The organism is Rhodococcus sp. DMU2021 (assembly GCF_019641445.1).
GTDB lineage: Bacteria > Actinomycetota > Actinomycetes > Mycobacteriales > Mycobacteriaceae > Rhodococcus > Rhodococcus pyridinivorans.
Genome location: NZ_JAIFKB010000006.1, coordinates 1 through 23,893 on the forward strand (window position 1 = coordinate 1; position 23,893 = coordinate 23,893).

23 protein-coding genes are annotated in these 23,893 nt (G+C 67.4%); 15 read left to right on the forward strand and 8 right to left on the reverse strand.

What is annotated here, in order from left to right:
- Positions 1–107 precede the first annotated feature (107 nt).
- Positions 108–305, reverse strand: coding sequence for a hypothetical protein (locus K3M35_RS11435; RefSeq protein ID WP_019291151.1), 198 nt, complete (start codon positions 303–305; stop codon positions 108–110).
- Between the two features lie 449 nt (positions 306–754).
- Here K3M35_RS11435 and K3M35_RS11440 point away from each other — a divergent pair, with 449 nt between their 5' ends.
- Both K3M35_RS11440 and K3M35_RS11445 read left to right on the forward strand, forming a co-directional pair.
- On the forward strand, positions 755–1,111 hold the full coding sequence (locus K3M35_RS11440; RefSeq protein ID WP_019291150.1) for a hypothetical protein: 357 nt from the start codon (positions 755–757) through the stop codon (positions 1,109–1,111).
- A gap of 137 nt (positions 1,112–1,248) precedes the next feature.
- Positions 1,249–2,502: a glycosyltransferase gene (locus K3M35_RS11445; protein ID WP_019291149.1), complete on the forward strand. Its 1,254-nt coding sequence runs from the start codon at positions 1,249–1,251 to the stop codon at positions 2,500–2,502.
- A gap of 32 nt (positions 2,503–2,534) precedes the next feature.
- Here the strand turns inward: K3M35_RS11445 and K3M35_RS11450 are convergent, their stop codons facing one another.
- The gene (locus K3M35_RS11450) at positions 2,535–3,026 is read right to left on the reverse strand and encodes a hypothetical protein (RefSeq protein ID WP_006553573.1); all 492 of its coding nucleotides are present in this window, start codon (positions 3,024–3,026) and stop codon (positions 2,535–2,537) included.
- A 187-nt stretch (positions 3,027–3,213) separates the two neighbouring features.
- The gene (locus K3M35_RS11455; protein ID WP_006553574.1) at positions 3,214–3,657 is read right to left on the reverse strand and encodes an STAS domain-containing protein; all 444 of its coding nucleotides are present in this window, start codon (positions 3,655–3,657) and stop codon (positions 3,214–3,216) included.
- A 308-nt stretch (positions 3,658–3,965) separates the two neighbouring features.
- On the opposite strand from K3M35_RS11455, the gene K3M35_RS11460 reads away from it, so the two are divergent.
- Complete coding sequence (locus K3M35_RS11460; RefSeq protein WP_064061982.1) at positions 3,966–4,385, forward strand: ATP-binding protein; 420 nt, start codon at positions 3,966–3,968, stop codon at positions 4,383–4,385.
- Positions 4,382–5,164 carry a SigB/SigF/SigG family RNA polymerase sigma factor gene (locus tag K3M35_RS11465; RefSeq protein WP_006553576.1) on the forward strand — a complete coding sequence of 261 codons (783 nt, stop codon included), beginning with the start codon at positions 4,382–4,384 and terminating at the stop codon, positions 5,162–5,164. Before K3M35_RS11460 ends, K3M35_RS11465 begins: the two co-directional genes overlap by 4 nt.
- Before the next feature lie 43 nt (positions 5,165–5,207).
- Here K3M35_RS11465 and K3M35_RS11470 read toward each other — a convergent pair whose 3' ends face one another.
- The 4 genes from K3M35_RS11470 to aceA all read right to left on the reverse strand — a co-directional run bounded on the left by K3M35_RS11470 (position 5,208) and on the right by aceA (position 11,106).
- Positions 5,208–6,266, reverse strand: a complete 1,059-nt coding sequence (locus tag K3M35_RS11470) for an NAD(P)-dependent alcohol dehydrogenase (protein ID WP_039585432.1) — start codon at positions 6,264–6,266, stop codon at positions 5,208–5,210.
- Positions 6,267–6,345: 79 nt separating this feature from the next.
- A complete protein-coding gene (gene metE, locus K3M35_RS11475; RefSeq protein WP_121209265.1) occupies positions 6,346–8,646 on the reverse strand; it encodes a 5-methyltetrahydropteroyltriglutamate--homocysteine S-methyltransferase in 2,301 nt (766 codons plus the stop codon).
- A gap of 105 nt (positions 8,647–8,751) precedes the next feature.
- Complete coding sequence (locus tag K3M35_RS11480) at positions 8,752–9,648, reverse strand: 3-hydroxybutyryl-CoA dehydrogenase (protein ID WP_019291147.1); 897 nt, start codon at positions 9,646–9,648, stop codon at positions 8,752–8,754.
- Between the two features lie 168 nt (positions 9,649–9,816).
- Positions 9,817–11,106, reverse strand: a complete 1,290-nt coding sequence (gene aceA / locus K3M35_RS11485) for an isocitrate lyase (protein WP_006553580.1) — start codon at positions 11,104–11,106, stop codon at positions 9,817–9,819.
- Between the two features lie 534 nt (positions 11,107–11,640).
- On the opposite strand from aceA, the gene K3M35_RS11490 reads away from it, so the two are divergent.
- The 3 genes from K3M35_RS11490 to K3M35_RS11500 are packed head-to-tail and all read left to right on the forward strand — an operon-like array spanning position 11,641 to position 14,673.
- On the forward strand, positions 11,641–12,786 hold the full coding sequence (locus K3M35_RS11490) for a globin domain-containing protein (RefSeq protein WP_006553581.1): 1,146 nt from the start codon (positions 11,641–11,643) through the stop codon (positions 12,784–12,786).
- Positions 12,787–12,839: 53 nt separating this feature from the next.
- On the forward strand, positions 12,840–14,252 hold the full coding sequence (gene ramB / locus K3M35_RS11495; protein WP_006553582.1) for an acetate metabolism transcriptional regulator RamB: 1,413 nt from the start codon (positions 12,840–12,842) through the stop codon (positions 14,250–14,252).
- A gap of 19 nt (positions 14,253–14,271) precedes the next feature.
- Complete coding sequence (locus K3M35_RS11500) at positions 14,272–14,673, forward strand: PPOX class F420-dependent oxidoreductase (RefSeq protein WP_024101771.1); 402 nt, start codon at positions 14,272–14,274, stop codon at positions 14,671–14,673.
- Positions 14,674–14,740: 67 nt separating this feature from the next.
- On the opposite strand, the gene K3M35_RS11505 is transcribed toward K3M35_RS11500, so the two are convergent.
- Complete coding sequence (locus K3M35_RS11505) at positions 14,741–15,634, reverse strand: type IV toxin-antitoxin system AbiEi family antitoxin domain-containing protein (protein ID WP_232512577.1); 894 nt, start codon at positions 15,632–15,634, stop codon at positions 14,741–14,743.
- 332 nt (positions 15,635–15,966) lie between these two features.
- Here K3M35_RS11505 and urtA point away from each other — a divergent pair, with 332 nt between their 5' ends.
- The 8 genes from urtA (at position 15,967) to atzF (ending at position 23,865) form a co-directional block, all read left to right on the forward strand.
- Positions 15,967–17,241 (forward strand): urea ABC transporter substrate-binding protein, encoded by a 1,275-nt coding sequence (urtA, locus tag K3M35_RS11510; RefSeq protein ID WP_220666434.1) that lies wholly within the window; start codon positions 15,967–15,969, stop codon positions 17,239–17,241.
- Positions 17,242–17,267: 26 nt separating this feature from the next.
- Complete coding sequence (gene urtB / locus K3M35_RS11515) at positions 17,268–18,152, forward strand: urea ABC transporter permease subunit UrtB (protein ID WP_039585437.1); 885 nt, start codon at positions 17,268–17,270, stop codon at positions 18,150–18,152.
- Positions 18,152–19,288, forward strand: a complete 1,137-nt coding sequence (gene urtC, locus K3M35_RS11520) for an urea ABC transporter permease subunit UrtC (protein ID WP_121208865.1) — start codon at positions 18,152–18,154, stop codon at positions 19,286–19,288. The genes urtB and urtC overlap by 1 nt, the downstream gene beginning before the upstream one ends.
- Positions 19,285–20,067: an urea ABC transporter ATP-binding protein UrtD gene (gene urtD, locus K3M35_RS11525; RefSeq protein WP_033096148.1), complete on the forward strand. Its 783-nt coding sequence runs from the start codon at positions 19,285–19,287 to the stop codon at positions 20,065–20,067. Before urtC ends, urtD begins: the two co-directional genes overlap by 4 nt.
- The gene (urtE, locus tag K3M35_RS11530) at positions 20,067–20,759 is read left to right on the forward strand and encodes an urea ABC transporter ATP-binding subunit UrtE (protein ID WP_121209263.1); all 693 of its coding nucleotides are present in this window, start codon (positions 20,067–20,069) and stop codon (positions 20,757–20,759) included. Before urtD ends, urtE begins: the two co-directional genes overlap by 1 nt.
- Positions 20,759–21,445: a GntR family transcriptional regulator gene (locus K3M35_RS11535; RefSeq protein ID WP_064852214.1), complete on the forward strand. Its 687-nt coding sequence runs from the start codon at positions 20,759–20,761 to the stop codon at positions 21,443–21,445. Before urtE ends, K3M35_RS11535 begins: the two co-directional genes overlap by 1 nt.
- 54 nt (positions 21,446–21,499) lie before the next feature.
- Complete coding sequence (locus K3M35_RS11540; RefSeq protein ID WP_121209262.1) at positions 21,500–22,030, forward strand: carboxymuconolactone decarboxylase family protein; 531 nt, start codon at positions 21,500–21,502, stop codon at positions 22,028–22,030.
- Between the two features lie 110 nt (positions 22,031–22,140).
- Positions 22,141–23,865, forward strand: coding sequence for an allophanate hydrolase (gene atzF / locus K3M35_RS11545; RefSeq protein WP_050993574.1), 1,725 nt, complete (start codon positions 22,141–22,143; stop codon positions 23,863–23,865).
- The last annotated feature ends 28 nt before the right edge of the window (positions 23,866–23,893 follow it).

Sequence of the window (23,893 nt, forward strand, 5' to 3'; positions counted from 1 at the left end):
ACACACTCTTTCCCTACACGACGCTCTTCCGATCTCTCCGACATCTGTCGGAAGAGGACCCGCACGCTCCGCACCTCGAACAGCGACAGACCCGAAGGAATGCGGACCTACCCGCTCGGCTGCGGCACCTCGCACTCGACCTGGGGATTGACGCCCGCGTAGTTGAGCGGCCCGGCCACCACCGTAACTGCCACCGTCGCGAGACTGCTGCAATTCTGGTCCGAGTCGCTGAAGTAGCCGCGCTGACCGGCCGCCACCGCACCGATGATCAACCAGATCAGGACCACGAGACTCACCAATCGCACGACCTCACCTCGATCCGTCTCATATGCCGGACCGTCCGGCCGGGTAGCAATACCCGAGGGGGAAACCGAACAAACGCACCGAGCGCCCTGATCCGGCCTTAACGGACAAAACTCTCCAAGGCCGGATCGGGCGGGGATGAATCCGGGTCCGGCGGCGCCTGGCGCTCGCAGGAGACGGACGTCGAACTGCGGGCACTGGCCGAACGACTCGTACACGAGATCACGTCCTTGCCGGCCCTCGCCGAACAGCATCGGAGTCACTTCGACCACGTCTTCATGACCGTGCACCAGCACGCCTGACGCCCGGCTCACCCCACCTCTCGTGGGGCGACCACCGCACATCCGGATTGGGCGACCTAGCCGGGGGTACTCGGAGAGCGAGTCACGCCGGCCGTTACGCGCGTGCGCCGCCATCGCGCGTGCACCGTTCGGCCACGAGAAGGAGAGCCATGACCCAGGATGTGGAGAAACGCTGGAACGACCCCCGGACGGCCCGTAAGGCCACGATGTACGCGGGGGGCGTGATCGTCGCTGCGCTCGTGGTGATGGGCGTCGCCATCCTCTGGGGCACGAACTCCGGACAGGACTGCAGCGACGCCGCATTCGCGGTGTGCACCGATCCCGCCCGCCAGATCCTGGTCTTCGGACCCACACTCGTGCTCCTGCTCGGCGGACTCGGCGCACTGCTGACGGCCTACCGCACGTGGAAGCGCGGCGGTCGCTGGCCGATCTGGCAGGGTGCGGGATGGGTACTGCTGGTGCTGATGGTCGTCTACGCCACCATCTCCGCCCGCGCCATCATCTGATCCGGGACCGGTCGTCCCGGCCCGGTGCGGCCGGAGCCACCGACCCACACGAACGAACAGGTGGGGCAGCAGCGTATTCCGGTTCGTACCGGCGCGCCGTGACCGGTTTATCCCCCACCACACACGGGAATACCGCTGTGGTGAAGATCGCGATGGTTGCCGGACAAGTGAATCCCCTGCTCGGTCACGGCGCGCACGCAGATGCGCCGCCGCAAGGACTTCACGTCCACCTGGCCGAACTGTCGTCCGCCCTCGCCGGGGCCGGTCACGAGGTGGTGGTCTACACACGCCGCGAGGACCGCGACGACCCCGACCGGATCTCCGCCCCTGGTGGATACGAGGTGGTGCAGGTACCGGCAGGACCACCGTCCCCGCTGCGTCCCGACGAAACCGCCTCTGCGATGGGGGAATTCGGGAGTTTCCTGGATCGGGAGTGGCGCCAGCGGCCACCGGACATCACCCACGCCCACTACTGGCTGTCCGGACTGGCCACGCAGCTCGCCACCCGTTCGCTGGGCATCCCCACGGTTCAGACCTTCCATTCCCTCGGCACGGTCGAGCACCGGATCCGGGAGAAGACTGCGATGGACGCGTCCGCGCGCGACCGAATCCGCTTGGAGCGGCTCCTCGCCCGGGGCGCGACACGCATGATCGCGACGAGTTCCGACGAGGTGTTCGAGCTGGCGCGCATGGGACTTCCCCGCACGCGGACCACGGTGGTGCCGAGCGGCGTGGACGCCGTGCACTACAGCACCGCTGCCGCTCCCGACACCACGAGGACCCGCAAGCATCGTCTGCTCGCAGCCGGCCCTCTCGAACTGGGCTCCGGATTCGACATCGCCATCGAAGCGCTGGCGGGCATTCCCGACACCGAGTTGATCATCGCCGCGCATCCCGCTCCCCCGTACTTGTCGCGCCGAGCGGACGAGCAGGAGAAGTCCCGTCTCGTGAAGCTCGCACGCGTACGCGGTGTGCAGGGACGCGTCCGGATCCGCCGCGATGTCGGGCGGGACGAGATGCCCGGTCTGCTCCTGTCCGCCGACGCCGTGGTCTCCACTCCCTGGCACGATCCGTCGGGGATGCTCGCCCTGCAGGCGATGTCGTGCGGTCGCCCGGTCATCGCAACTGCTTCCGGTGGAATGCTCGACACCGTGCTCGACGAGGCGACCGGCCTTCTCGTGCCCACCCGCTCCCCCGAGGCCGTCGCGGCCGCCGCGCGCCGGCTTCTCTCCGATGCGACGACACGCGCCACCTTCGGTATCGCCGGACGCGACCGCGTTCTCGCCCGGTACACCTGGGATCGCGTGGCGGAGGACACCCTTCGCGCCTACGAACGCTGCGTGCCGGTCCGGCGTACTGCACACCGGACCGCACGGACCGGCGTGCAGTAGCGCCCGTCGAACCTCTACAGACGCCGGAACGATCAGCGACGGAAGTCCTGATCGTTCCGGTGTGCGCCCGCTGGGCCGGCCTCGTCGCCCGGCACGGTGTTCGGGACCTGATCCGACGAACCTGCCGTCCGCGGAACCGGATCCGCGCGGTGATCACCGCGCTCGGCGTGTTCCGCCGAACGGGGATCCAGCTCTTCCGCCCGGCGACGACGCTCGTCGAGTTCGGCTCGTGCCGCTTCGGCGGTACGACGTTCCTCCTCGGAGCGGGCGCGCAGCCGCTCCGCCTCGGCCGCCTTCGCTTCGGCGTCCGCCGCGGCGCGACGGGCCTCCGCTTCGGTGCGTTCGGCCGACGCCGCCCGCTGTTCGACTCCCGGCCTGTTCTCCTCGACGCTGCGACGCAGACGTTCGGCTTCGGCACGCCGGCGCTCGGCACGCCGGTTGCGGAGCGTCCACCCCAGCACCGCCACTACCACCAACGCGACGACCACCGCTATCACCAGCAGAATCCAGTCGTTCGTGCTCATCTCGACCTCCTCGGGTTCACCAGCGGGTTCCCCCGGGTCGAAGTGACGAAACGGGCACCTCGGGCCGAGCGGCGGATCGGAGATGCCCTCCGAACAGAACCGTTGCCGCCCGGGAAACCCGAACGGCAACGGTATGGAGGGGCGTGGCGGATTGCGGCCACGCCGTATGGTCGGCTCTCCCGGCCTGTTACTTCACGCGAGCGAGCGCAGCAAGCGCTGCTTCACGTGTTCTGCATGCCTTGGAAGCGATGGTCGCGTCGGCGACCCGGAGCAACCGTTCCACCGGTCGCCCACTCAGAAGTGCCCAGCGGACGTTCAGGGCACGCGCACGTTCGTCGAGATCGTCGAAGACCGACAACCCGGCCGCACCGAAGAATTCGACTGCTCCGAGATCGACGACCATACGGATCGATTCTTCGAGCTGCCGATGGGTGAACGCGTGTAGAGCGTGTGCGTTGCGGATGTCGATCTCGCCTCGCACGTCGATCCAGACGAGGTCCGGTTCGATCTTCTGCGCGCTGAATTCTGCGCCGACGACCCGTTCTGCGGGAATGTCGGACCTGATCGGCCGAGCCGACCACCCGGATGGGACGGAATCTACCTGTGCGGCAATTCGCTGAGGAACTGTCATAGCACTTCCCAACATCGAAAATTGCAGGAAGCACGACCTACGAGACAGGCACAACCGGTGACCGATCGGAACCCTCCCGAAACAGGGGTGCTTCCGTGTTCTCGGCTGTGTGCTCAACCTTCTGCCGCCACAGTAGTCCACGAACCACGGGCACTCAACACGCCGATCGTGCATTTCGGGAATGTTGCGGCCCCCTGCCCAGGTCACGGTGGATGGATTGAATTCGCGGTATCTGGGTAATCTCTCCGACGACCAGACAGACACGACCCGCTCGTACCCCCACTCCCCGTACTGGAGACATCAGGCTCATGGCAAAATCCGCGTCGATCGAATCGGCACGCGACCACAATCCCCCGGTAGTCGAACTTCGAGTAGAGGCCCATCCCGACCAGCTCGCAGTGCTCCGAGCGGTAGCCGCCGCGATCGCGCTGCAGCACGACTTCGACCTCGATACCGTTGCGGATGTGAAGCTCGCCGTCGACGAAGCGGCCACGCGGCTGATCATGGGCGCACCCGAGGACGCGATCCTGGCGTGCTCGTTCCGGGCGGCTCTCCCGCTGCTGCAGATCAGCCTGTCGGCGCCCACGAACGACGCCTCCGAGATCGGGCAGCCGCGCTCCTTCGGATGGCACGTGCTCAACTCGCTGACCGAGTCCATCTCGGTGACGAGCGACGACTCGCGCGCCACGATCGACATGTCCATCGCCGAAGGCAGCGCCGATCGGTGACGCGCAACACGGGTAGGTCGAGCGACGAGTACGCCGACGTCACCGAAACGTTGAGAACACTCCTCGCACTCGAGGAGGGCGACCCCGGTCGCATCCGCATCCGCGACGCAGTGGTCGAGCGGTGCCTGCCGCTCGCCGAGCACATCGCCCGGCGCTTCGACGGCCGTGGTGAGGCCTTCGAAGATCTGCTGCAGGTCGCGCGCCTGGGCCTGGTGAACGCGGTCGACCGTTTCGACCCCGAACGCGGTTCGGATTTCGTCTCCTTCGCGGTCCCCACGATCATGGGCGAGGTGCGCCGGCACTTCCGTGACGCCGGCTGGGCGGTTCGTGTGCCGCGACGCATGAAGGAACTGCATCTGTCCCTGAGCAAGGCCACGTCCGAGCTCTCCCAGCAGCTCGGACGTGCACCCACCGCCTCCGAGCTCGCCGAGGTACTCGGCATCGATCAGGAGGAGGTGCTGCAGGGTCTCGTGGCCGGCAACGCCTACCAGACCGTGTCGGTCGACCGGTCGTCCCCGTCCGGCGACGACGGGCTCACCCTCGCCGACACGCTCGGCGACTACGACGCCGCGCTCGACGAGGTCGAGAACCACGAGGCGCTGCGTCCGCTGCTCGAGGCCCTTCCGGCCCGCGAACGCACGGTCGTGCTGCTGCGCTTCTTCGGCAACATGACGCAGACGCAGATCGCCGAGCGCGTGGGTGTCTCGCAGATGCACGTGTCGCGTCTGCTCACGAAGACCCTCGCGCAGCTCCGCGATCAGCTCGGCGACAACTTCTGACGGGTCGACGTCCCGGGCTCCCGTGCCCGGGACGTCGACGCGGTCAGAACGTCGAGGCGTCGATCACGAAGCGATAGCGCACATCACTGGCGACCACACGGTCGTATGCCTCGTTGATACGGTCCGCGGAGATCAGCTCGATCTCCGCACCGATGCCGTGCTCTGCGCAGAAGTCGAGCATCGCCTGCGTGTCGGGGATTCCGCCGACATTCGATCCGGCCATCGCACGATCGTTCATCGCGAGCGAGAACGCCCGCACCGACAGCGGCTTCTCGGGCAGGCCGAGGCCGACGAGGGTGCCGTGCAGCCGCAGCAACGACAGGTAGCGGTCGAGGTCGAGGTTGACCGAGACGGTGTTGAGGATCAGATCGAACTTCCCGCGCAACTCCTTGAAGGTCGACTCGTCCTCGGTGGACCGGTAGTCGACCGCACCGAAGCGCAGGCCGTCGTCCCGCTTCGACAGCGAGTGACCGAGCACGGTCACCTCCGCACCCATCGCTGCCGCGATCTTCACTCCGACATGCCCGAGACCGCCCATGCCGATGATCGCGACCTTGCTCCCCGGCCCGGCATTCCACCGCTTCAGCGGCGAGTACAGGGTGATTCCCGCGCACAGCAGAGGCGCCGCGGCGGCCGGGTCGAGTCCGTCGGGAATCCTCAGGACGAAGTGTTCTGTGACGACGATGTGTGTCGAGTAGCCGCCCTGGGTGACGGAGCCGTCGCGGTCGACGGAGTTGTAGGTTCCCGTCACCCGACTGGTGCAGTGCTGCTCGAATCCTGTTCGGCAGGGCTCACATTCACCACAGGAGTTCACGAAGCAACCCACGCCGACGCGGTCTCCGACGGCGTGCTTCGTGACACCGGAACCGACGGCGGCGACGGTGCCGACGATCTCGTGGCCCGGCACGATCGGGTACTTGGTTCCGCCCCACTCGTTCCGGGCGGTGTGGATGTCGGAATGGCAGATGCCGGCGAATTCGATGGCGATGAGCACGTCGAGCGGGCCGAGGGCACGTCGTTCGACGGTGGTCTTCGACAGGGGCGCGTCGGGCGCGGTGGCGGCGTATGCGGCGACGGTGGTCGTACCGGTTGTGGACGTCATTCCTCCACAACTACTCCGCCTCGCGACGACGTGCACCCGCGGGGGACTCCCGCAGGTGCACGTCGTGGAGACGGTTCGACTATCCGGCCTGGTCGGACCGGTGTGTCGCCCGGCGGCGCAGTCGTCGCGCCGCAGCGACGAGGTTGCGCAGCGACGGCTCGAGCTGCCAGTGGTGACGGGTCTTGAGACCACCGTCCGGATTGGCCCACAAGCGGTCGAGTTCCACCGATTCCGCCGCCTCGCTGAGCAACTCGTCGAGCTCGTCGATGTCCGGGATCCGGGCCGAGCGGGACTCGTAGACACCGGGACCGACACCGTGGGACAGCGCGCGGTCCTTGATCGCCTCGAGCACCCAGCGGATCGAGCGTGTCGCCACGATCGCCGTGACGTCGGCGTCGAGCCGCTCGATCGCGTCGACCACCGACACCTGACCCGAATAGGTCAGGTGCGTGTGGATCTGCGTCTCCGGCTTCGCGCCACCGGTGGCGAGACGGAAGGCGTCGACGGCCCAGTCGAGGTACTCGGAGCGCCCGTCCTGCCGCAGCGGCAACAGTTCCCGGATGGCCGGTTCGTCGACCTGGATGATCGCGATGCCCGCCCGCTCGAGATCGGCGATCTCGTCGCGGATGGCCAGCGCGAGCTGGTCGGCCGTCTCGTGGAGCGGCTGATCCTGACGCACGTAGGAACGCGCCAGCATCGTCACCGGACCGGTGAGCATGCCCTTGACCGGCTTGCCGGTCAGCGACTGCGCGAACGAGATCCACTCGACCGTCATCGGCTTCGGCCGCACGATGTCGCCGTAGAGGATCGGCGGACGCGTGCAGCGCGAACCGTAGGCCTGCACCCAGCCGAAGTGCGTGGTGGCAAAGCCCTCCATCAGCTCGGCGAAGTACTGCACCATGTCGTTGCGTTCGTGCTCGCCGTGGGCGAGGACGTCGAGACCGATGTCCTCCTGCAGACGGATGGTGGACTCGATCTCCTCCTGGATCCGCTTGACGTACTCGCCGTACGACATCCGGCCACGACCGAGTTCCGCTCGTGCCCTGCGGATCTCCGCGGTCTGCGGGAACGACCCCAGGGTTGTCACCGGCACCGGCGGCAGATCCAGTCGCTTCTGCTGCGCGGCGCGGCGCTCCTCGTACGGCGCGCGCACCCGATGGGCGGGCGTGACCGCGTTCAGACGTGCACGGACGGTGTGCTTCTGCTTGAAGTGCACCGACACGGGCGGCTTGCGCCACCGCTCCTCGGCTCCGGTCGTGAGCGCCTTGGCAAGGGAGACCACCTCCCCCACCTTCTGCTTCGCGAACGCGAGACGGTCGGCGACGTCGCCGGGGATGTCGTACTCGACGAGCAGGTCGTAGGGCACGTGCAGCAGCGAGGACGAGGTCGACACGACGAGATCCGGTGCGACCGCGGCGAGCGACTTCAGGTAGTCGAGGGTGCGGTGGCGGTCGACCTTCCACACGTTGCGGCCGTCGACGACACCGGCGTAGATGCGCTTGCGCTTGAGTCCGGGCACTGCGGCCAGTTCGTCCGCGCTCATGCGGCCGTTGACCAGGTCCAGGCCGATCGCCTCGATCTTCGACGCGGCCAGGATCGGCAGTGCCTCACCGAGATGCCCGTACGGGCCGGTCACGAGCAGACGCGGACGCAGCGGAGCGTGCGAGAGCGCGTCGTAGGTACGCGCGAGGGCTGCGAGCTCCTCCTCGCTGCGGTCCTCGGTGAACGACGGCTCGTCGAGCTGCACGCAGGTGGCACCGGCACGGGCGAGCTGCTCGAAGAGCTTCTCGTATTCGGGGAGCAGCGCGTCGAGCAGGTCGAGGGTGCGGAAACCCTCCTTCGTCGACGTCGGTGCGATCTTCGACAGCAGCAGCAGCGAGACCGGGCCGAGCACCACCGGCCGCAGCTCGATACCCTCGGCCTTCGCACGCTCGAACTCGTCGAGTACGGCCGCCGAATTCAGCTCGAAGACGGTGTTCTCGTCGAGTTCGGGCTGGCGGTAGTGGTAGTTGCTGCCGAACCAGCGCACCAGCTCGAGCGGCGGGAAGTCCTCGCGGCCACGGCACAGCGTGAAGTACAGATCGAGCGGGTCGAGCTCATCGGCCAGTGGACGGAACCGCTCGGGCAGCGCGCCGAACAACAGCGCGTTGTCCAGGACGTGATCGTAGTAGGAGAACGTGTTGCCGGGTACCTGGGTCAGACCCGTGGCTGCGAGCTCGCGCCAGGTGTTCTCCTGGAGCTCGCGAGCGACCGCGACAAGTTCGTCGCGCGTGCCCTCACCGTGCCAGTAGGCCTCGAGGGCGAACTTGAGCTCGCGGCGGGGCCCGATGCGCGGGTACCCGAGGATGCTCGATCCGTATCCGTCGGCGAGAGTTGCCATGTCGGCGTCGACCTTTCCCTCATGCACGTCGCGCCCGTGCACCGGTGACCAGTGTTCGGAACACTGTCGCCGGGCACGGGCGCCGTGTGCGGTGGTGCTACCTGGCTAGCCGGCCTTCTTGACCGTGCGACCGTTGTCGGCGTACTCGTAGAAGCCGGCGCCCGACTTCTTGCCGACGAGTCCCGCCTCGACCATGCGTTGCAGCAGCGGCGGGGCCGAGTACAGGGGCTCTTTGAACTCCTCGTACATGGAGTCGGCGATCGACTTGACGGTGTCCAGACCGACCAGGTCGGTCAGGGCGAGCGGACCCATCGGGTGGGCGCAACCCAGGACCATCGTCTTGTCGATGTCCTCCTTGGTGGCGAAGCCGGACTCGACCATCCGGATCGCCGAGAGCAGGTACGGCACCAGCAGTGCGTTGGCGATGAAACCTGCACGGTCGGAGGACCGCACGACCTGCTTGCCCAGTACGTCGGCTGCGAACGCCTCGGCGCGCTCGGCGACGGTGGGGCTGGTCTTCAGGGTGGTGACGAGCTCGACGAGCGGGAGCACCGGAACAGGGTTGAAGAAGTGCATGCCGATGACACGCTCGGGCGCACCGGTCGCGATACCGAGCTTCATGATCGGGATCGACGAGGTGTTCGAGGCGAGCACCGCGTTGGGATCGGTGACGATCTTGTCGAGCTCCGCGAGGATCTCGCTCTTGACCTTCTCGTCCTCGACGACGGCCTCCACCACGAGCTGCCGATCGGCGAAGTCACCGAGATCGGAGGTGAAGCGCAGACGCCATGCGGCCTGCTCACGCTCCCGTTCGGTGATCTTTCCGCTGCTCACGCCCCGGTCCAGCGACCGGAGGATCCGGGCACGTCCGGCAGCCGCGAGTTCGCGGGTCTGCTCGAACACCAGTACGTCGACATGAGCGCGTGCGCACACCTCGGCGATACCTGCGCCCATGATGCCGGCGCCGATCACGCCGACGCGCTGAATCTTTTCGCTGGTCACGTCAGCTCCTTCTCGTTGTGGGGGTCGTGGCCGAGGCCGGAAGTACAAGCGAGGACCCGTCGGGTGCGCGCGTTTCGAACTGCTCCGGATACGCACGCACCCCGCGGCAGGACATGGGGACCTGTGGATCCCGCCGCGGGGTGGTGGACCTCGGGGTGGCGCTGGTTCCTAGTGGAACTGGCCTTCCTCGGTGGAGCCCTTCAGGGCAGCCGTGGAGGTGTTGGGATCGACGGTGGTGGCGATGGTGTCGAAGTAGCCGGCACCGACCTCACGCTGGTGCTTGATGGCGGTGAAGCCGCGCTCCTTGGCCGCCTTGAACTCGCGCTCCTGCAGGTCGACGAAGGCCGTCATGCCCTCGCGGGCGTAGCCGTGCGCCAGGTCGAACATGCCGTAGTTGAGCGAGTGGAAGCCGGCGAGGGTGATGAACTGGAACTTGAAGCCCATCGCGCCGAGCTCCTTCTGGAACTTCGCGATGGTCGCGTCGTCCAGGTGAGCCTTCCAGTTGAAGGACGGCGAGCAGTTGTAGGCCAGCAGCTGGTCCGGGAACTCGCTGCGGACGCCCTCGGCGAACTTCTTGGCGACCTCGAGGTCCGGAACACCGGTCTCCATCCAGATGAGGTCGGAGTACGGAGCGTAGGCCTTCGCACGGGCGATGCAGGGCTCGATGCCGTTCTTGACGTGGTAGAAGCCCTCGGCGGTGCGCTCACCGGTGATGAACGGGCGGTCACGCTCGTCGACATCGGAGGTGATGAGGGTCGCGGCCTCGGCGTCGGTGCGGGCGATGACCACGGTCGGGACGTCCGCGACGTCGGCCGCGAGGCGAGCCGAGGTCAGGGTGCGGATGTGCTGCTGCGTGGGGATGAGCACCTTGCCACCGAGGTGACCGCACTTCTTCTCCGACGCGAGCTGGTCCTCCCAGTGGGAACCGGCGACGCCGGCCGCGATCATGGCCTTCTGCAGCTCGTAGACGTTGAGGGCGCCACCGAAGCCGGCCTCACCGTCGGCGACGATCGGAGCGAGCCAGTTGTCGACGGAAGTGTCGCCCTCGACCTTGGCGATCTCGTCGGCGCGCAGCAGCGCGTTGTTGATACGGCGGACGACCTGCGGAACCGAGTTCGCCGGGTACAGCGACTGGTCCGGGTAGGTGTGGCCGGACAGGTTGGCGTCGCCGGCGACCTGCCAACCGGAGAGGTAGATGGCCTTCAGGCCGGCGCGGACCTGCTGGACCGCCTGGTTACCGGTGAGGGCGCCGAGCGAGTTGATGTAGTCCTCGTTGTTGACGAGGTCCCACAGGATCTCGGAACCGCGGCGAGCGAGGGTGGCTTCCTCGACGACGTTGCCCTGCAGCTTGGCGACCTGCTCGGCGGTGTAGTTGCGGGTGATCCCCTTCCAGCGCGGATTGGTGTCCCAATCCTTCTGGATCTCTTCTGCAGTCCTCGGGGTGCCGGTGGTCGACATCAAATCTCCACTCTCTAGATCTGCCCCGCTCGGGATGAAGCAGTACGCGTGTACGACTTCACATCCTTTGCGTGCCGTTCGGATGTACAAGAACGACAATGACACAGTCCAAAAAGCCCGTCTACCTGTTGCTAATGCCAATCTCGGCTATTTTCGTCGCAGCCATTGCGAAGATTGCCAATCGATGGTCGGTCCAACTACCCGAATCGGGCACGGGTTTATTACCCGCGAGTAGTAACTACCTCGGCTTTTGCCGCTGCCGTCCGGCCCACACCGCCGGGACGCCTCATCCCGCCGACTCCCCCACCTCGGGACGGATCGGACACCTGCCTGTGACTGCCTTCACAAACGGTGATCGTGGTTTGTGATCCCCATTGACCCCTGGAATCCCATCCGTAACATGTCTCGGGCCGGATCGGGGCCGGTGCATCGTAGCGCCTTCGTGTCTCAGGGCCCCGGCCGAACAGCCCCCGAACACGAGGAGTCGACATTCTCTCGAGTACGTCGCGGTCGATCGTCGAAGCGACCCTGCCGGTGGTCGGCGCCGAGATCGGCACGATCTCACGTGTCTTCTACAACCGGCTCTTCCGGGCCGTCCCGTCCCTGCGGGACACCTTCAACCGCACCAACCAGGCCAACGGGGCCCAGCAACGGGCGCTCGCCGACTCGGTCGCCGCTTTCGCATCACTGCTGGTCACCCACGCACCGACCGACATCGACCCGATCATGGAGCGGATCGCCGCCAAACATGCGTCCCTCGGTGTACAGGCCGCGCACTACGGGATCGTGCGGACCCACCTGTTCGCCGCGATCGCCGAGGTGCTCGGCGACGCCATCACACCGCAGGTCGCCGTGGCCTGGCACGAGGTGTACACGCTGATGGCGAACTCGCTCGTCGAGCAGGAGACGGAGCTGTACCGGCGGGCCGGTGTAACCCCCGGTGACATCTGGCGTCGGGTTGTCGTCACCGAACACGAGTACGACGGCGCGCACGCGGCCACCTTCCACCTCCGCTCCGTCGACGGTCGGCCGCTGCCGGCCTTCCTTCCCGGCCAGTACATCTCGGTGCGGGTCGCGCTGCCGGACGGCTCCGAGCAGATCCGCCAGTACACCGTCTTCCCGGGCAGGACGAGCGGCGAGTGGGCCGTCACCGTCAAGCGTGTGCCGGGCGGACTCGTCTCCCCCGTGCTGTGCGACGGCCTGGGCGTCGACGATCACCTCCTCGTGTCGCCGCCGTTCGGCAGCGTCGTCGTCGACAGGGGCAGCGAGCCGTTGCTGCTCGCCTCGGCGGGCGTGGGCGTGACGATGACTATCGCGGCGCTGCGCGACATGCAGTCCCGGGGCGACGGCCGGAGCGTCGACGTCGTCCACGTCGACCGCACCCCCTACGAGCAACCGCACCGGACCGAACTCGCCATCCTGGTCGACTCGTTGCCGGACGCCCGGCTGCACGTGCGCTACACCGAGTACGACGAGATTCGCAGCGACGGACGAACTCCACTGTCCGGGCTGACGATTCCGGGCGATGCCCGCACCTATGTGTGCGGTCCGATCACGTTCATGCGTGCCATCCGCTCGGATCTCGTCGCGTCGGGGGTATCCCCCGGGTCGATTCACTTCGAGGCGTTCGCGCCGGGCTCGTGGTTCGGCCTCGAGGCCCCACCGGTATCTGTCGATTAACACGCTGCGAACGCTGCCTTGCGAAGGCTGCGAGGCAGTTCTACCCTGGGCGAATGGCCAAGACCTATGTAGGCGCCCGGCTGCGGCAGCTACGCACCGAGCGAGGACTCAGCCAGGCCGCGCTCGCCAAGACCCTCGAGATCTCGGCGAGTTATCTCAACCAGATCGAGCACGACGTCAGGCCGCTGACGGTGCCCGTCCTGCTCCGGATCAGCGAGGTCTTCGGGGTCGACGCCACCTTCTTCTCCTCGCAGGACGACACCCGTCTGATCGCGGAGATGCGGGAGGTCGCGCTCGACCGGGAGATGGGCATCGAGGCCGACGCCCAGGAGATCGCCGAGATGGTCGCAGCCCACCCCACTCTGGCGCGCGCGATGGTCAATCTCCACCGGCGCTTCCGCAACACCACCGCGCAGCTCGCCGTCGCGACCGAGGAGAGGTACAGCGACGGCAGCGGCAGCGGTGCGATCACCATGCCCCACGAGGAGGTCCGCGACTACTTCTACCAGCGGCAGAACTACCTGCACGATCTCGACACCGCGGCCGAGGAGCTGGCCAACCGCATCCGGTTCCACCGCGGCGACGTGGGGGGCGAGATCGCTCGCCGCATGACCACGGTCCACGATGTGCAGATCGTCAAGCGCATCGACCTCGGCGAGAACATCCTTCACCGCTACGACCCCGAGACCCGTGTCCTGGAGGTCGCGCCGCAGCTGTCCGGCGGGCAGCAGGTCTTCAAGCTGGCCATCGAACTCGCGTACCTGGAGTGTGGAGAGCTCATCGACCGCCTCGTCGCGGAGGGTTCGTTCACGAGCGATGCCTCACGCGCGCTGGCCCGGCTCGGGCTCGCCAACTACTGGGCGGCCGCACTGATCCTGCCGTACACGCAGTTCCACGAGATCGCAGAGGACTTCCGCTACGACGTCGAACGCCTGTCGGCCTTCTACGGCGTCAGCTACGAGACGATCGCGCACCGGCTGTCGACACTCCAACGTCCGAAGCTGCGGGGCGTCCCGTTCTCGTTCGTGCGCGTCGACCGCGCGGGCAACATGTCGAAGCGTCAGTCCGCCACCGGTTTCCACTTCTCCACCAGCGGTGGCACGTGCCCGTTGTGGAACGTATACGAGACCTTCGCCTATCCCGGCAAGATCATGACGCAGATCGCGCAGATGCCCGACGGTCGTCGCTATCTGTGGGTCGCGCGCACGGTCGAGCGTCGCGCCGCGCGTTACGGCCAGCCGTCGAAGACGTTCGCGATCGGTCTCGGCTGCGAACTGCGGCACGCGCATCGCCTCGTCTATGCCGACGGTCTCGACCTCGACGAGTCCAATCCCGGCACGCCGATCGGCTCGGGTTGCCGCGTGTGCGAGCGGATGAACTGCCCGCAGCGCGCCTTCCCTCCCCTGGGCAAGGAGATCGACATCAACGAGCACCGCTCGTCGGTCTCGCCGTATCTGGTGCGCTGAGCGTCGGTAGGCTCGTCGCATGGCACGCACCCCCGACTCGATAGGCGCGAAGGCACTCGAGTTCCTGTCCGAGTACCACCTCGCGACGCTCACGACCCTCCGCAAGGACGGCTCGCCGCACGTCGTCGCCGTCGGGTTCACGTGGGACGGCGAGGCCGGCCTCGCCCGCGTCATCACCTTCGAGGGCTCCCAGAAGACCCTCAACGTCGAGCGCGGGGGTTACGCGGTGGTGAGCCAGGTCGACGGCGGTCGCTGGCTCACCCTCGAGGGCCCGGCCCGCGTTACGCGCGAGCCGGCCGACGTCCGCGAGGGCGAGCGTCGCTACGCCGCCCGCTACCGCGAACCCCGCCCCAACCCCCGCCGCGTCGTCATCGAGATCGCAGTCGAGCGCGTGATGGGCTCGGTCCTCGACCCCATCTGACGCATCCGCTCGCTTGTTTGCCATCCGCAGCGGAAGCAGATGCGGCACATAGCTGGGACGGTAGCGGTTACCGCCACGCACGGGCGACGGCACGGTCGAAGCGAGCGAGGACGACGTCGAACCGGGACAGTTCGGGCCACGTCCGCCTGACCACTTCGAAGCCGAGGTCGCGCAGGGCGTCCTCCCGTCGCTTCTCGTTCCGTAGGGCCTCGACGCCTCCCTCGTCGTACTTGCCCATCCCGTCGAACTCACCGACGACTCCTTCGTCCTCCCAGAGGAAGTCGACCCGGGCGACGAACTGCCCGTCGGGTGTTCGTATCTCCTTCTGGAGCGTCGGTGCGGGCATGCCGGCCTGATGCATCCGGATGCGACTCAGCGATTCTCCCGGACTCTCGCTGCGACCGTCGAGAAATGCAGCCACGCGTCGCGCCGCGGCGATACCCCTACGCGGCCCGGACTCGTCGAGACAACAGAGCAACGCGGAGCCGAACTCGGCATCACGAGCCGCAGCACAATCACCCGCGATCACGGCTTCGTCGAAGTCGAGTGTGCAGGCGAGATCCACGACGGTCCGGGCGAGCGAGGTGCACGCTATGCCCGCGACCTCCGACAGGTCGTGAGGACGCAGAGGGGCGACGTGCAGGTGACGGTTCGCGTTCCTCCGACCACCACCCGATCTGCCGCGGGTGACGTGGACCCGCGTGAGATCCGGCTTCCACAGGGCGAGCCCGTGCAGGACGGCGGCGGACTCGTGGCTGATCACCGTGCCGGGCGCGAGCACTGCCCCGACGGATCGCACGCGCACGCGATAGCGATCGAGTTCGTCGAGGGAGTCGTCGCGGTGGAGGTAGACGCCGGGTTCGAGTCGCTCGAGTTCACCGGCGCGTACCGCACGACGGATCTCGGAGTCGGTCATCCCGGAAGCGAGAGCGGTGGTCCGCAGGAAAGGTGTCGGTCGCATGCGGACAACCGTGCCCGATCGTCGTGGTGCAGACGCGGTGCGAACACCGGTATTCGCGTCGCCTGTGGATGATCTCGCCACCTGTGGACAAACAGTTCGCTACACCGTCAGCTATCCGCCGCAGCGATTGCCGTAGCGGATAGCGAAGGTCGTAGCTGATGCTTGTGCGCACTTTGTAACGCCCACGAAATCTGTGTCACGAGACCGTGACCGGAAGATATTCCCGCGCAACAACTCCCTTCTACTGTGTGGCCTCACGGATACAGCGCTGTATACGCCTCCCGGATACACCGGGGTCCCCTCAGGCCACACCTTCGAAGGAAGGGCTCTACATGTCTGTTGTCAGGTCCAGGCTCGCCACCCGCGCCATCGCGGCCCCCGCAGCACTCGTCGCAGTCGGACTCGTGCTGTCCGCCTGCGGAAGCCGCGCAGGTGACGAGGGCAGCACGGCCGCCTCCGGTGCTGCGTCGTGCGTCGACACCTCGGGCGACACCGTCAAGGTCGGCTCGCTCAACTCCCTGTCGGGCACGATGGCGATCTCCGAGGTCACCGTCCGCGACTCGATCGCGCTGGCCGTCGAGGAGATCAACGCCGACGGCGGTGTGCTCGGCAAGCAGATCGAGATCGTCTCCGAGGACGGCGCATCCGAGCCGGCGGTGTTCGCGGAGAAGGCCGAAAAGCTCATCGGATCCGACTGCGTCGCAGCGGTATTCGGTGGCTGGACATCGTCGAGCCGCAAGGCGATGCTGCCGGTCTTCGAGGACCGCAACGCGCTGCTTTACTACCCCGTCCAGTACGAGGGTCTCGAGTCGTCGTCGAACATCTTCTACACCGGCGCGACCACCAATCAGCAGATCGTGCCGGCCCTGGACTACCTGAAGGAACAGGGCGTGACGTCGCTCTACCTCGTCGGTAGCGACTACGTCTTCCCGCAGACCGCCAACCGCATCATCAAGGCGTACGCCGAGGCCAACGACATCGAGATCAAGGGTGAGGACTACACCCCGCTCGGCTCCACCGACTTCTCCACCATCGTCAACAAGGTGCGCACCGCCGACGCCGACGCGGTGTTCAACACACTCAACGGCGACTCCAACGTCGCGTTCTTCCGCGAGTACACCAACGCCGGCCTCAACGCGAAGGACATGCCGGTCGTGTCGGTGTCCATCGCCGAAGAGGAGGTGGGCGGCATCGGCGCGCAGAACATCGAGGGCCAGCTCACCGCGTGGAACTACTACCAGACCGTCGACTCCCCCGAGAACACCTCGTTCGTCGAGGCGTACAAGGCGAAGTACGGCGCGAACAAGCCGACCTCCGATCCCATGGAGGCCGCCTACACCTCGGTCTACCTGTGGAAGAACACCGTCGAGAAGGCCGAGTCCTTCGAGGTCGACGACGTCGTCGAAGCCGCCGACGGCGTGACCTTCGACGCCCCCGAGGGCACCGTCACGATCGATGGCGACAACCACCACATCACCAAGACCGCTCGCATCGGTGAGATCCGCGGCGACGGCCTGATCTACACCGTCTGGGAGTCCGACGGCGCCATCGAGCCCGACCCGTACCTCGAGTCCTACGACTGGGCGTCGGGCCTGTCCGGTAACTGAGCACGGAAGCCGAAGAGGGAGACGACATGGATGTCCTTGTAGGACAGCTCTTCACAGGATTGAGTATCGGATCGATCCTGTTGCTGGCAGCACTGGGGCTGTCGCTGACGTTCGGCCAGATGGGCGTGATCAACATGGCCCACGGCGAATTCATCATGGCCGGTAGCTACACCGCCTTCGTCGTGCAGCAGGTGATCTCCTCGGCCGGGATGTCCCTGTTCGTCTCCCTGCTCGTCGGCTTCCTGGTGGGCGGCGTGATGGGCGTGATCCTCGAGGTCACCCTCATCCGCCGCATGTACCACCGCCCGCTCGACACCCTGCTGGTCACCTTCGGTGTGGGCCTGCTGCTGCAGCAGGCCGCCCGCGACATCTTCGGCGCCCCCGCCGTCAACGTCATCGCACCGTCCTGGCTCTCCGGTGGTGTGGAGATCTTCGGGGCGGTGGTCCCGAAGACCCGCCTGTTCATCCTCGCCCTCGCCGTGGTGTGCGTGGTCGCCCTGATCGCGTCGATGAAGTACACCCCGATGGGACGACGGATCCGGGCCGTGGTGCAGAACCGCGATCTCGCCGAGACGGTGGGCATCTCGTCGCGCCGCACCGACATCACCACCTTCTTCCTCGGCTCGGGCCTGGCCGGCCTCGCCGGGGTGGCCCTGACACTCATCGGCTCGACCAGCCCGACCATCGGCCAGTCGTACCTCATCGACGCCTTCCTCGTGGTCGTCATCGGCGGTCTCGGCCGCATCGAGGGCGCCGTGCTCGCGGCCGTCGCACTGGGCCTGCTCAATTCGTTCATCGAGTACTCCACGACCGCGTCGATCGCGAAGGTCATCGTGTTCGTGCTCATCGTGATCTTCCTGCAGGTCCGTCCGCAGGGCCTGTTCGCCGTCAAGACGAGGAGCCTGGTCTGATGTCGTCGACATTCTCGGTCCGCAGCTTCACGAAACCCGGGCCCGTCCGCACAGCAAGCGGATTCGCGATCGCCGCGATCGTCCTGTTCGGTCTCGCCCCCGCCGTCCTCTCCGATTTCCGTCTCGGCCTGCTCGGCAAGTTCCTGTGCTTCGCGATCGTCGCCGTCGGCATCGGTCTGGCCTGGGGTCGCGGTGGCATGCTCACCCTCGGCCAGGGTGTCTTCTTCGGCCTCGGCGCCTACATCATGGCGATGCACCTGAAGATCTCCGACGCGCAGCTCCGCGGCGACACCGTCCCGGACTTCATGCAGATCGCGGGCATCCGCGAACTCCCCGCCTACTGGACCCCGTTCGCCTCCCCCGCCGTCACGCTGCTGGCGATCCTGATCGTGCCGGCCCTGCTCGCCGCCCTGCTCGGCTTCGGTGTGTTCGCCCGCCGCGTCAAGGGCGCCTACTTCGCCATCCTCTCCCAGGCACTGGCCGCCGCCTTCGCGATCCTGCTCATCGGCCAGCAGTCCACCGGAGGATCCAACGGCCTCAACCGTTTCCGCACCTTCTTCGGCTACGACCTGTCCGATCCGGTCAACAAGCGGATGCTGTTCTTCATCGTCGCCGCGATCCTGCTGCTCGTCGTCGCCGCGACCCGCCAGCTCATGCAGTCCCGCTACGGCGAACTGCTCGTCGCCGTGCGCGACCAGGAGGAGCGGGTCCGCTTCCTGGGCTACGACCCCGCCCTGATCAAGGTGGCCGCCTACACCGTCGCGGCCTTCTTCGCCGGCATCGCCGGGGCGATGTTCGTGCCCATCGTCGGCATCATCTCCCCCGCCGACGTCGGCATCGTCCCGTCGATTGCGTTCCTCATCGGTGTCGCCATCGGCGGACGCACCACCCTGCTCGGCCCGGTCCTCGGCGCGGTGGGCGTGGCGTGGGCACAGACCACCCTGTCGGAGAACTTCCCGTCGGCCTGGACCTACGCGCAGGGCCTGCTGTTCATCGTCGTCGTCGGCTTCTTCCCCGCCGGCCTCGCCGGAGTCATCACCCTGCTCCGCCGGCGCCGCCGCACCACCCCGACCGAACCCACACCCCCGACCGAACCCGAGCCCGCCGACCTTCCCGAGATGGAGCCCGTGCGATGAGCAAACCCGTCTACGGCGGCAACGCCGGAATGAGCAGCGACTACCTCGAGATCCGCGACCTGCGTGTCACCTTCGACGGCTTCACCGCCGTCGACGGCGTCGACCTCACCCTCCTCCAAGGCGACCTGCGGTTCCTCATCGGCCCCAACGGCGCCGGCAAGACCACCCTCGTCGACGCCGTCACCGGCCTGGTCCCGGCGACCGGCTCGATCACCAAATCCGGCGTCGAACTGCTCGGCAAGAAGACCCACAAGATCGCGCGCCTCGGTGTCGGCCGTACCTTCCAGACCGCCTCGGTCTTCGAGGAACTGTCGGTTCTGCAGAACCTCGACATCGCCGCCGGCGCGAGCCGCTCCCCGTGGCAGTTGCTGCGCCGCCGCAACAACGTTCTGCCCGAGATCGAGGAAACACTCGAGACGATCGGCCTGACCGCCCACCGCGACACCCCCGCGGGCATCCTCGCCCACGGGCAGAAGCAGTGGCTCGAGATCGGCATGCTGCTCGTGCAGAACGCCGACGTGCTGCTCCTCGACGAACCCGTCGCCGGAATGAGCGGCGACGAACGCGAGGAGACCGGGCAGCTGCTGCGCCGTATCGGCGCGCAGCGCACGGTGGTCGTCGTCGAGCACGACATGGACTTCATGCGCGCCTTCGCCACCTCCGTCACCGTCCTCGCCCGCGGCAAGGTCATCGCCGACGGCACCGTCGACCAGGTCCAGAACGACCCGCAGGTCCAGCAGGTCTACCTCGGGACCGCCACCACTGCTCAGGAGGCATGATGCTCGAACTCGTCGACGTCCACGCCGGTTACGGTCGCACCGAGATCCTGCACGGCATCTCCCTGACCGTGCCGACCGGCAAGACCGTCGCGGTCATGGGCCACAACGGTGCCGGCAAGACCACACTGCTGCGCGCCGCCGTCGGCCTGCTGCCCGTCACCAAGGGAAAGATCCTCTTCGACGGTGACGACATCACCTCGCTGCGACCATCTGCCCGCGTCACCCGCGGCCTGGCCTACGTCCCGCAGGGGCAACAGTCCTTCGGTCAGCTCACCTGCCGGGAAAACCTGCAGGTCGTCGCCGACACGCGCCGCAACGGCCGTCAGTTGGTCACCGACATGCTCGACCTGTTCCCCGCCCTCGTCCCGCTACTCGACCGCCGCGCCGGCCTGCTCTCCGGCGGTCAGCGCCAGCAACTCGCCATCGCCCGCGCGCTGATCACCGAGCCGCGCATGCTCATCCTCGACGAGCCCACCGAAGGCATCCAGCCGTCGGTGGTCACCGAGATCGAGAACACCATCGTCGAACTCGGCCGCAGCGGCGACCTCGGGGTGCTGCTCGTCGAACAGCACATCGGTTTCGCCCTCGACAACGCCCTGCACTACTACGTCCTCGAATCCGGGCGCATCACCTCGACGGGTGACGGTGGTGTCGACGCCGCCTCCACCGTCCGTGCGGCGATGGCGATCTGATGGCCGCCGACACACGGCGCGAGTGGGTCTACAAGGCCCTGCGCGATCGTCTGATGTCCGGGACCCCCTCCCCTGACGAACGACTCAGTGAAGAACGCCTCGCCGAACAGTACGAGGTGTCGCGCACGCCGGTACGCGAGGCCCTCGCCCGACTGGTCTCCGACGGGCTCGTCGAACGCCGCGACCAGGGGTTGTACCCCTACCGTCCGCGCTTCGACGACCTCGCGGACCTGTACGAACTGCGGACCACCCTGGAGCTGCGCGGGATTCGCCGCGCACTCGACGGCGAGTCGGTGCGGCACGATCCCGACGTCCTCGGTCCCGAGCTCGACCGCTGGTATGAGATCCGCGAGGATCCGCCCGAGCCCGACGCCGGCTTCGTCACGCTCGACGAGCGCTTCCACATGACGTTGCTCGCCGCCTCCGGCAACCGTGCCCTGTGCGACGCGCTGGCCTCGGTGAACGCCAAGGTACGCCCGGTGCGGATGTTCGACTATCTGACCCCCGACCGCATCGTCGCGACCGTCGACGAGCACATCGAGGTCGCCGAGCTGGTTCTCGCCGACAAGCTCGACGACGCCCACGACCTGCTGCTCGCCCATATCGACACCTCGCGATCGGTGGTCGTGCGCCGGGCCGAGGAGGCACGCGCCTTCGCGCGGATGGCCCGGGCCGTCCGAGACTGACACTTCCGGTCGTGTCACGTGACCGGACGGGTCCGGTGCGGCACACTGGCGCTCATGACACCCCGCATCCCGCCCGGACGTTTCAAGGAACTCGGCCCGATCAACTGGGTGACATGGAAGGCCCTGTCCGCCGCCGGCGGCACCTCGGACGCCCACCTGTTCAGCACCCTCGGCCGCACCGGACGGCTGTTCCGCGGGTGGTTGCACTACGCCGGCATGCTCATGCCGCTCGGCCGTCTCGGCCGGTTCGAATCGGAGATGGTCATCCTGCGCGTCGCGCATCTGCGCGAGTGCGGTTACGAATTCGACCACCACACCCGCCTGGGTCGCCGTGCCGGCATCACCGACGAGGTGCGCGAGCGTATCGTTGCCGGACCCGACGCTCCCGGCTGGCAGGCAAGGCACTGCGCTCTTCTCGCCGCCGTCGACGAACTCGTGGCGACGAAGAATCTGTCCGACGAGACGTGGGCGTCGCTCGCGCAGTTCTACGACGACCGCAGGCTCATCGAGTTCTGTCTGCTGGTCACGCAGTACGACGCCCTTGCCACAACCATCGGTGTGCTGCGGATCGAACGCGACTTCTGATCCGTCCGCACCGGCCGGCATCGGTTCGGCGCGATCCCTAACAAGGCTGTTACACAACGTCACAGCAGCGTCATTGCTGGTCCATAGCGTATACAGCCATGTCCACAAAGATGTATACAGCTGCGGCGCCCGTCTCCCCGGTGAGGGTGTCCGCCACCGATCGCGTTCGTGCCGCACTGGGCCGCATCGACGAGGTGGATCGACCCGAGGTGTGGATCACGCTGCGCAGCGCCGACGATCTTCTCGCCGACGCCGCCGAAGTGGACGCACGGGTCGCCGCCGGTGAGTCCCTTCCCTTCGCCGGTCTGGTCGTGGCGGTCAAGGACAACGTGGACGTCGCGGGAATCCCGACCACTGCGGCATGTCCCGAGTTCGCGTACGTCCCGGAGGAAACCGCTTCGGGTGTCGAGCGTCTGGTCGCCGCCGGCGCCGTCGTGCTGGGTAAGACCAACCTCGACCAGTTCGCCACCGGTCTCGTCGGCACCCGCAGCCCGTACGGGGCGGTGCGGTGCGCGTGGGATCCCGAGAAGGTCTCGGGCGGTTCGAGTTCCGGTTCGGCGGCCGCGGTGGCGCTCGGCATCGCCGACATCGGGCTGGGCACCGACACGGCCGGTTCGGGACGGGTACCCGCCGCGCTGCACGGAATCGTCGGCATCAAGGCCACTCTCGGCGTCATCCCGGCGCACGGCGTGGTCCCGGCCTGCGTCGACTACGACTGCCTCACGGTCTTCGCGACGTCGCTCGACCTGGCGGCGACCGCGGTCCGGATCATGGCCGGACCCGAACCCCGCGACCCGCGCAGCAGGACCTGGCCCGCGGATGTACGACTCGCCGCGCCGAACACTCTGCGCGTCGCGGTGCCGCGCGCCGAGGATCTCGAAGCGTTGTGTGAGGAGTACCGCGACGCCTTCGCCCGCACGGTGACCGCGGCACGCGAATCCGGCATCGAGATCGCGGAGGTGGTCATCTCACCGCTGCTCGATGCTGCCCTGCTTCTCTACGACGGTGCCGTGGTGGCCCAGCGCTACGCGGCCGTCGGCGAGTTCCTGTCGACGGCACCGGAGGGTGCCGATCCCACGGTCGCCGCGATCGTCGCCGGCGCGAAGAAGCCTGCCGCCTACGAACTCGTCGAGGATCTCGACACCCTCATCCACGTGAAGGCGTTCGCGCGTGAACTGCTCGCCGGGTTCGACGGGTTGCTGCTCCCGACGACGACGGAACACCCGACGATCGCCGCGGTGCAGGCCGATCCGATCGCCATCAATCGTCGGATGGGCACCTACACCAACTTCTGCAACCTGCTGGACATGACGGCGGTGGCGGTGCCCGGTGCGCCGACACCGGCCGGTGAGCCGTTCGGGGTCATGGTCGTGGTCCCGGCCTTCGGCGACCAGGTGGCCGTGGACGTCGCGGCCGCGCTGAACGGTGTGGACGCACCGCGCGTGGTCGAGTCCGGCGTCGAACTCGCGGTCTTCGGAGCGCACCTGCGCGGTCAGCCGCTGCACTTCCAGCTCGAGGAACTCGGGGCGCGCTTCGTCGAGGAGGTGTACACCTCCGACGCGTACCGCCTCGCCGCGTTGAACACGACGCCGCCGAAGCCGGGCCTGGTGCGTCACGCACCGGGCGAGGGCGCCGCCATCGTCGGTGAACTGTTCCGGTTGTCGGAGGCCGGACTGGGTCGGTTCCTCGCCGCGCTGCCCGCCCCGATGACGTTGACGAGTGTCGAACTGGCGGACGGACGGTGGGTCGTCGGCTTCGGCTGCACGCAGGACGCAGCCGCCGACGCGGTGGACATCACCGAGTTCGGCGGCTGGAAGGCATACCGGGCGTCCTGACCCCGGCTCCGGAGTGCAGTTCTCATCG

Bases quoted from the DNA above. Each gene is read 5' to 3' on its own strand.
- K3M35_RS11440 (WP_019291150.1), top strand. From the start codon at position 755: ATGACCCAGGATGTGGAGAAACGCTGGAACGACCCCCGGACGGCCCGT.
- K3M35_RS11450 (WP_006553573.1), bottom strand. From the start codon at position 3,026: ATGAGCACGAACGACTGGATTCTGCTGGTGATAGCGGTGGTCGTCGCG.
- K3M35_RS11455 (WP_006553574.1), bottom strand. From the start codon at position 3,657: ATGACAGTTCCTCAGCGAATTGCCGCACAGGTAGATTCCGTCCCATCC.
- K3M35_RS11460 (WP_064061982.1), top strand. From the start codon at position 3,966: ATGGCAAAATCCGCGTCGATCGAATCGGCACGCGACCACAATCCCCCG.
- K3M35_RS11470 (WP_039585432.1), bottom strand. From the start codon at position 6,266: ATGACGTCCACAACCGGTACGACCACCGTCGCCGCATACGCCGCCACC.
- metE (WP_121209265.1), bottom strand. From the start codon at position 8,646: ATGGCAACTCTCGCCGACGGATACGGATCGAGCATCCTCGGGTACCCG.
- aceA (WP_006553580.1), bottom strand. From the start codon at position 11,106: ATGTCGACCACCGGCACCCCGAGGACTGCAGAAGAGATCCAGAAGGAT.
- ramB (WP_006553582.1), top strand. From the start codon at position 12,840: ATGGCCAAGACCTATGTAGGCGCCCGGCTGCGGCAGCTACGCACCGAG.
- K3M35_RS11500 (WP_024101771.1), top strand. From the start codon at position 14,272: ATGGCACGCACCCCCGACTCGATAGGCGCGAAGGCACTCGAGTTCCTG.
- K3M35_RS11505 (WP_232512577.1), bottom strand. From the start codon at position 15,634: ATGCGACCGACACCTTTCCTGCGGACCACCGCTCTCGCTTCCGGGATG.
- urtA (WP_220666434.1), top strand. From the start codon at position 15,967: ATGTCTGTTGTCAGGTCCAGGCTCGCCACCCGCGCCATCGCGGCCCCC.
- urtB (WP_039585437.1), top strand. From the start codon at position 17,268: ATGGATGTCCTTGTAGGACAGCTCTTCACAGGATTGAGTATCGGATCG.
- urtC (WP_121208865.1), top strand. From the start codon at position 18,152: ATGTCGTCGACATTCTCGGTCCGCAGCTTCACGAAACCCGGGCCCGTC.
- urtD (WP_033096148.1), top strand. From the start codon at position 19,285: ATGAGCAAACCCGTCTACGGCGGCAACGCCGGAATGAGCAGCGACTAC.
- urtE (WP_121209263.1), top strand. From the start codon at position 20,067: ATGCTCGAACTCGTCGACGTCCACGCCGGTTACGGTCGCACCGAGATC.
- K3M35_RS11535 (WP_064852214.1), top strand. From the start codon at position 20,759: ATGGCCGCCGACACACGGCGCGAGTGGGTCTACAAGGCCCTGCGCGAT.
- K3M35_RS11540 (WP_121209262.1), top strand. From the start codon at position 21,500: ATGACACCCCGCATCCCGCCCGGACGTTTCAAGGAACTCGGCCCGATC.
- atzF (WP_050993574.1), top strand. From the start codon at position 22,141: ATGTATACAGCTGCGGCGCCCGTCTCCCCGGTGAGGGTGTCCGCCACC.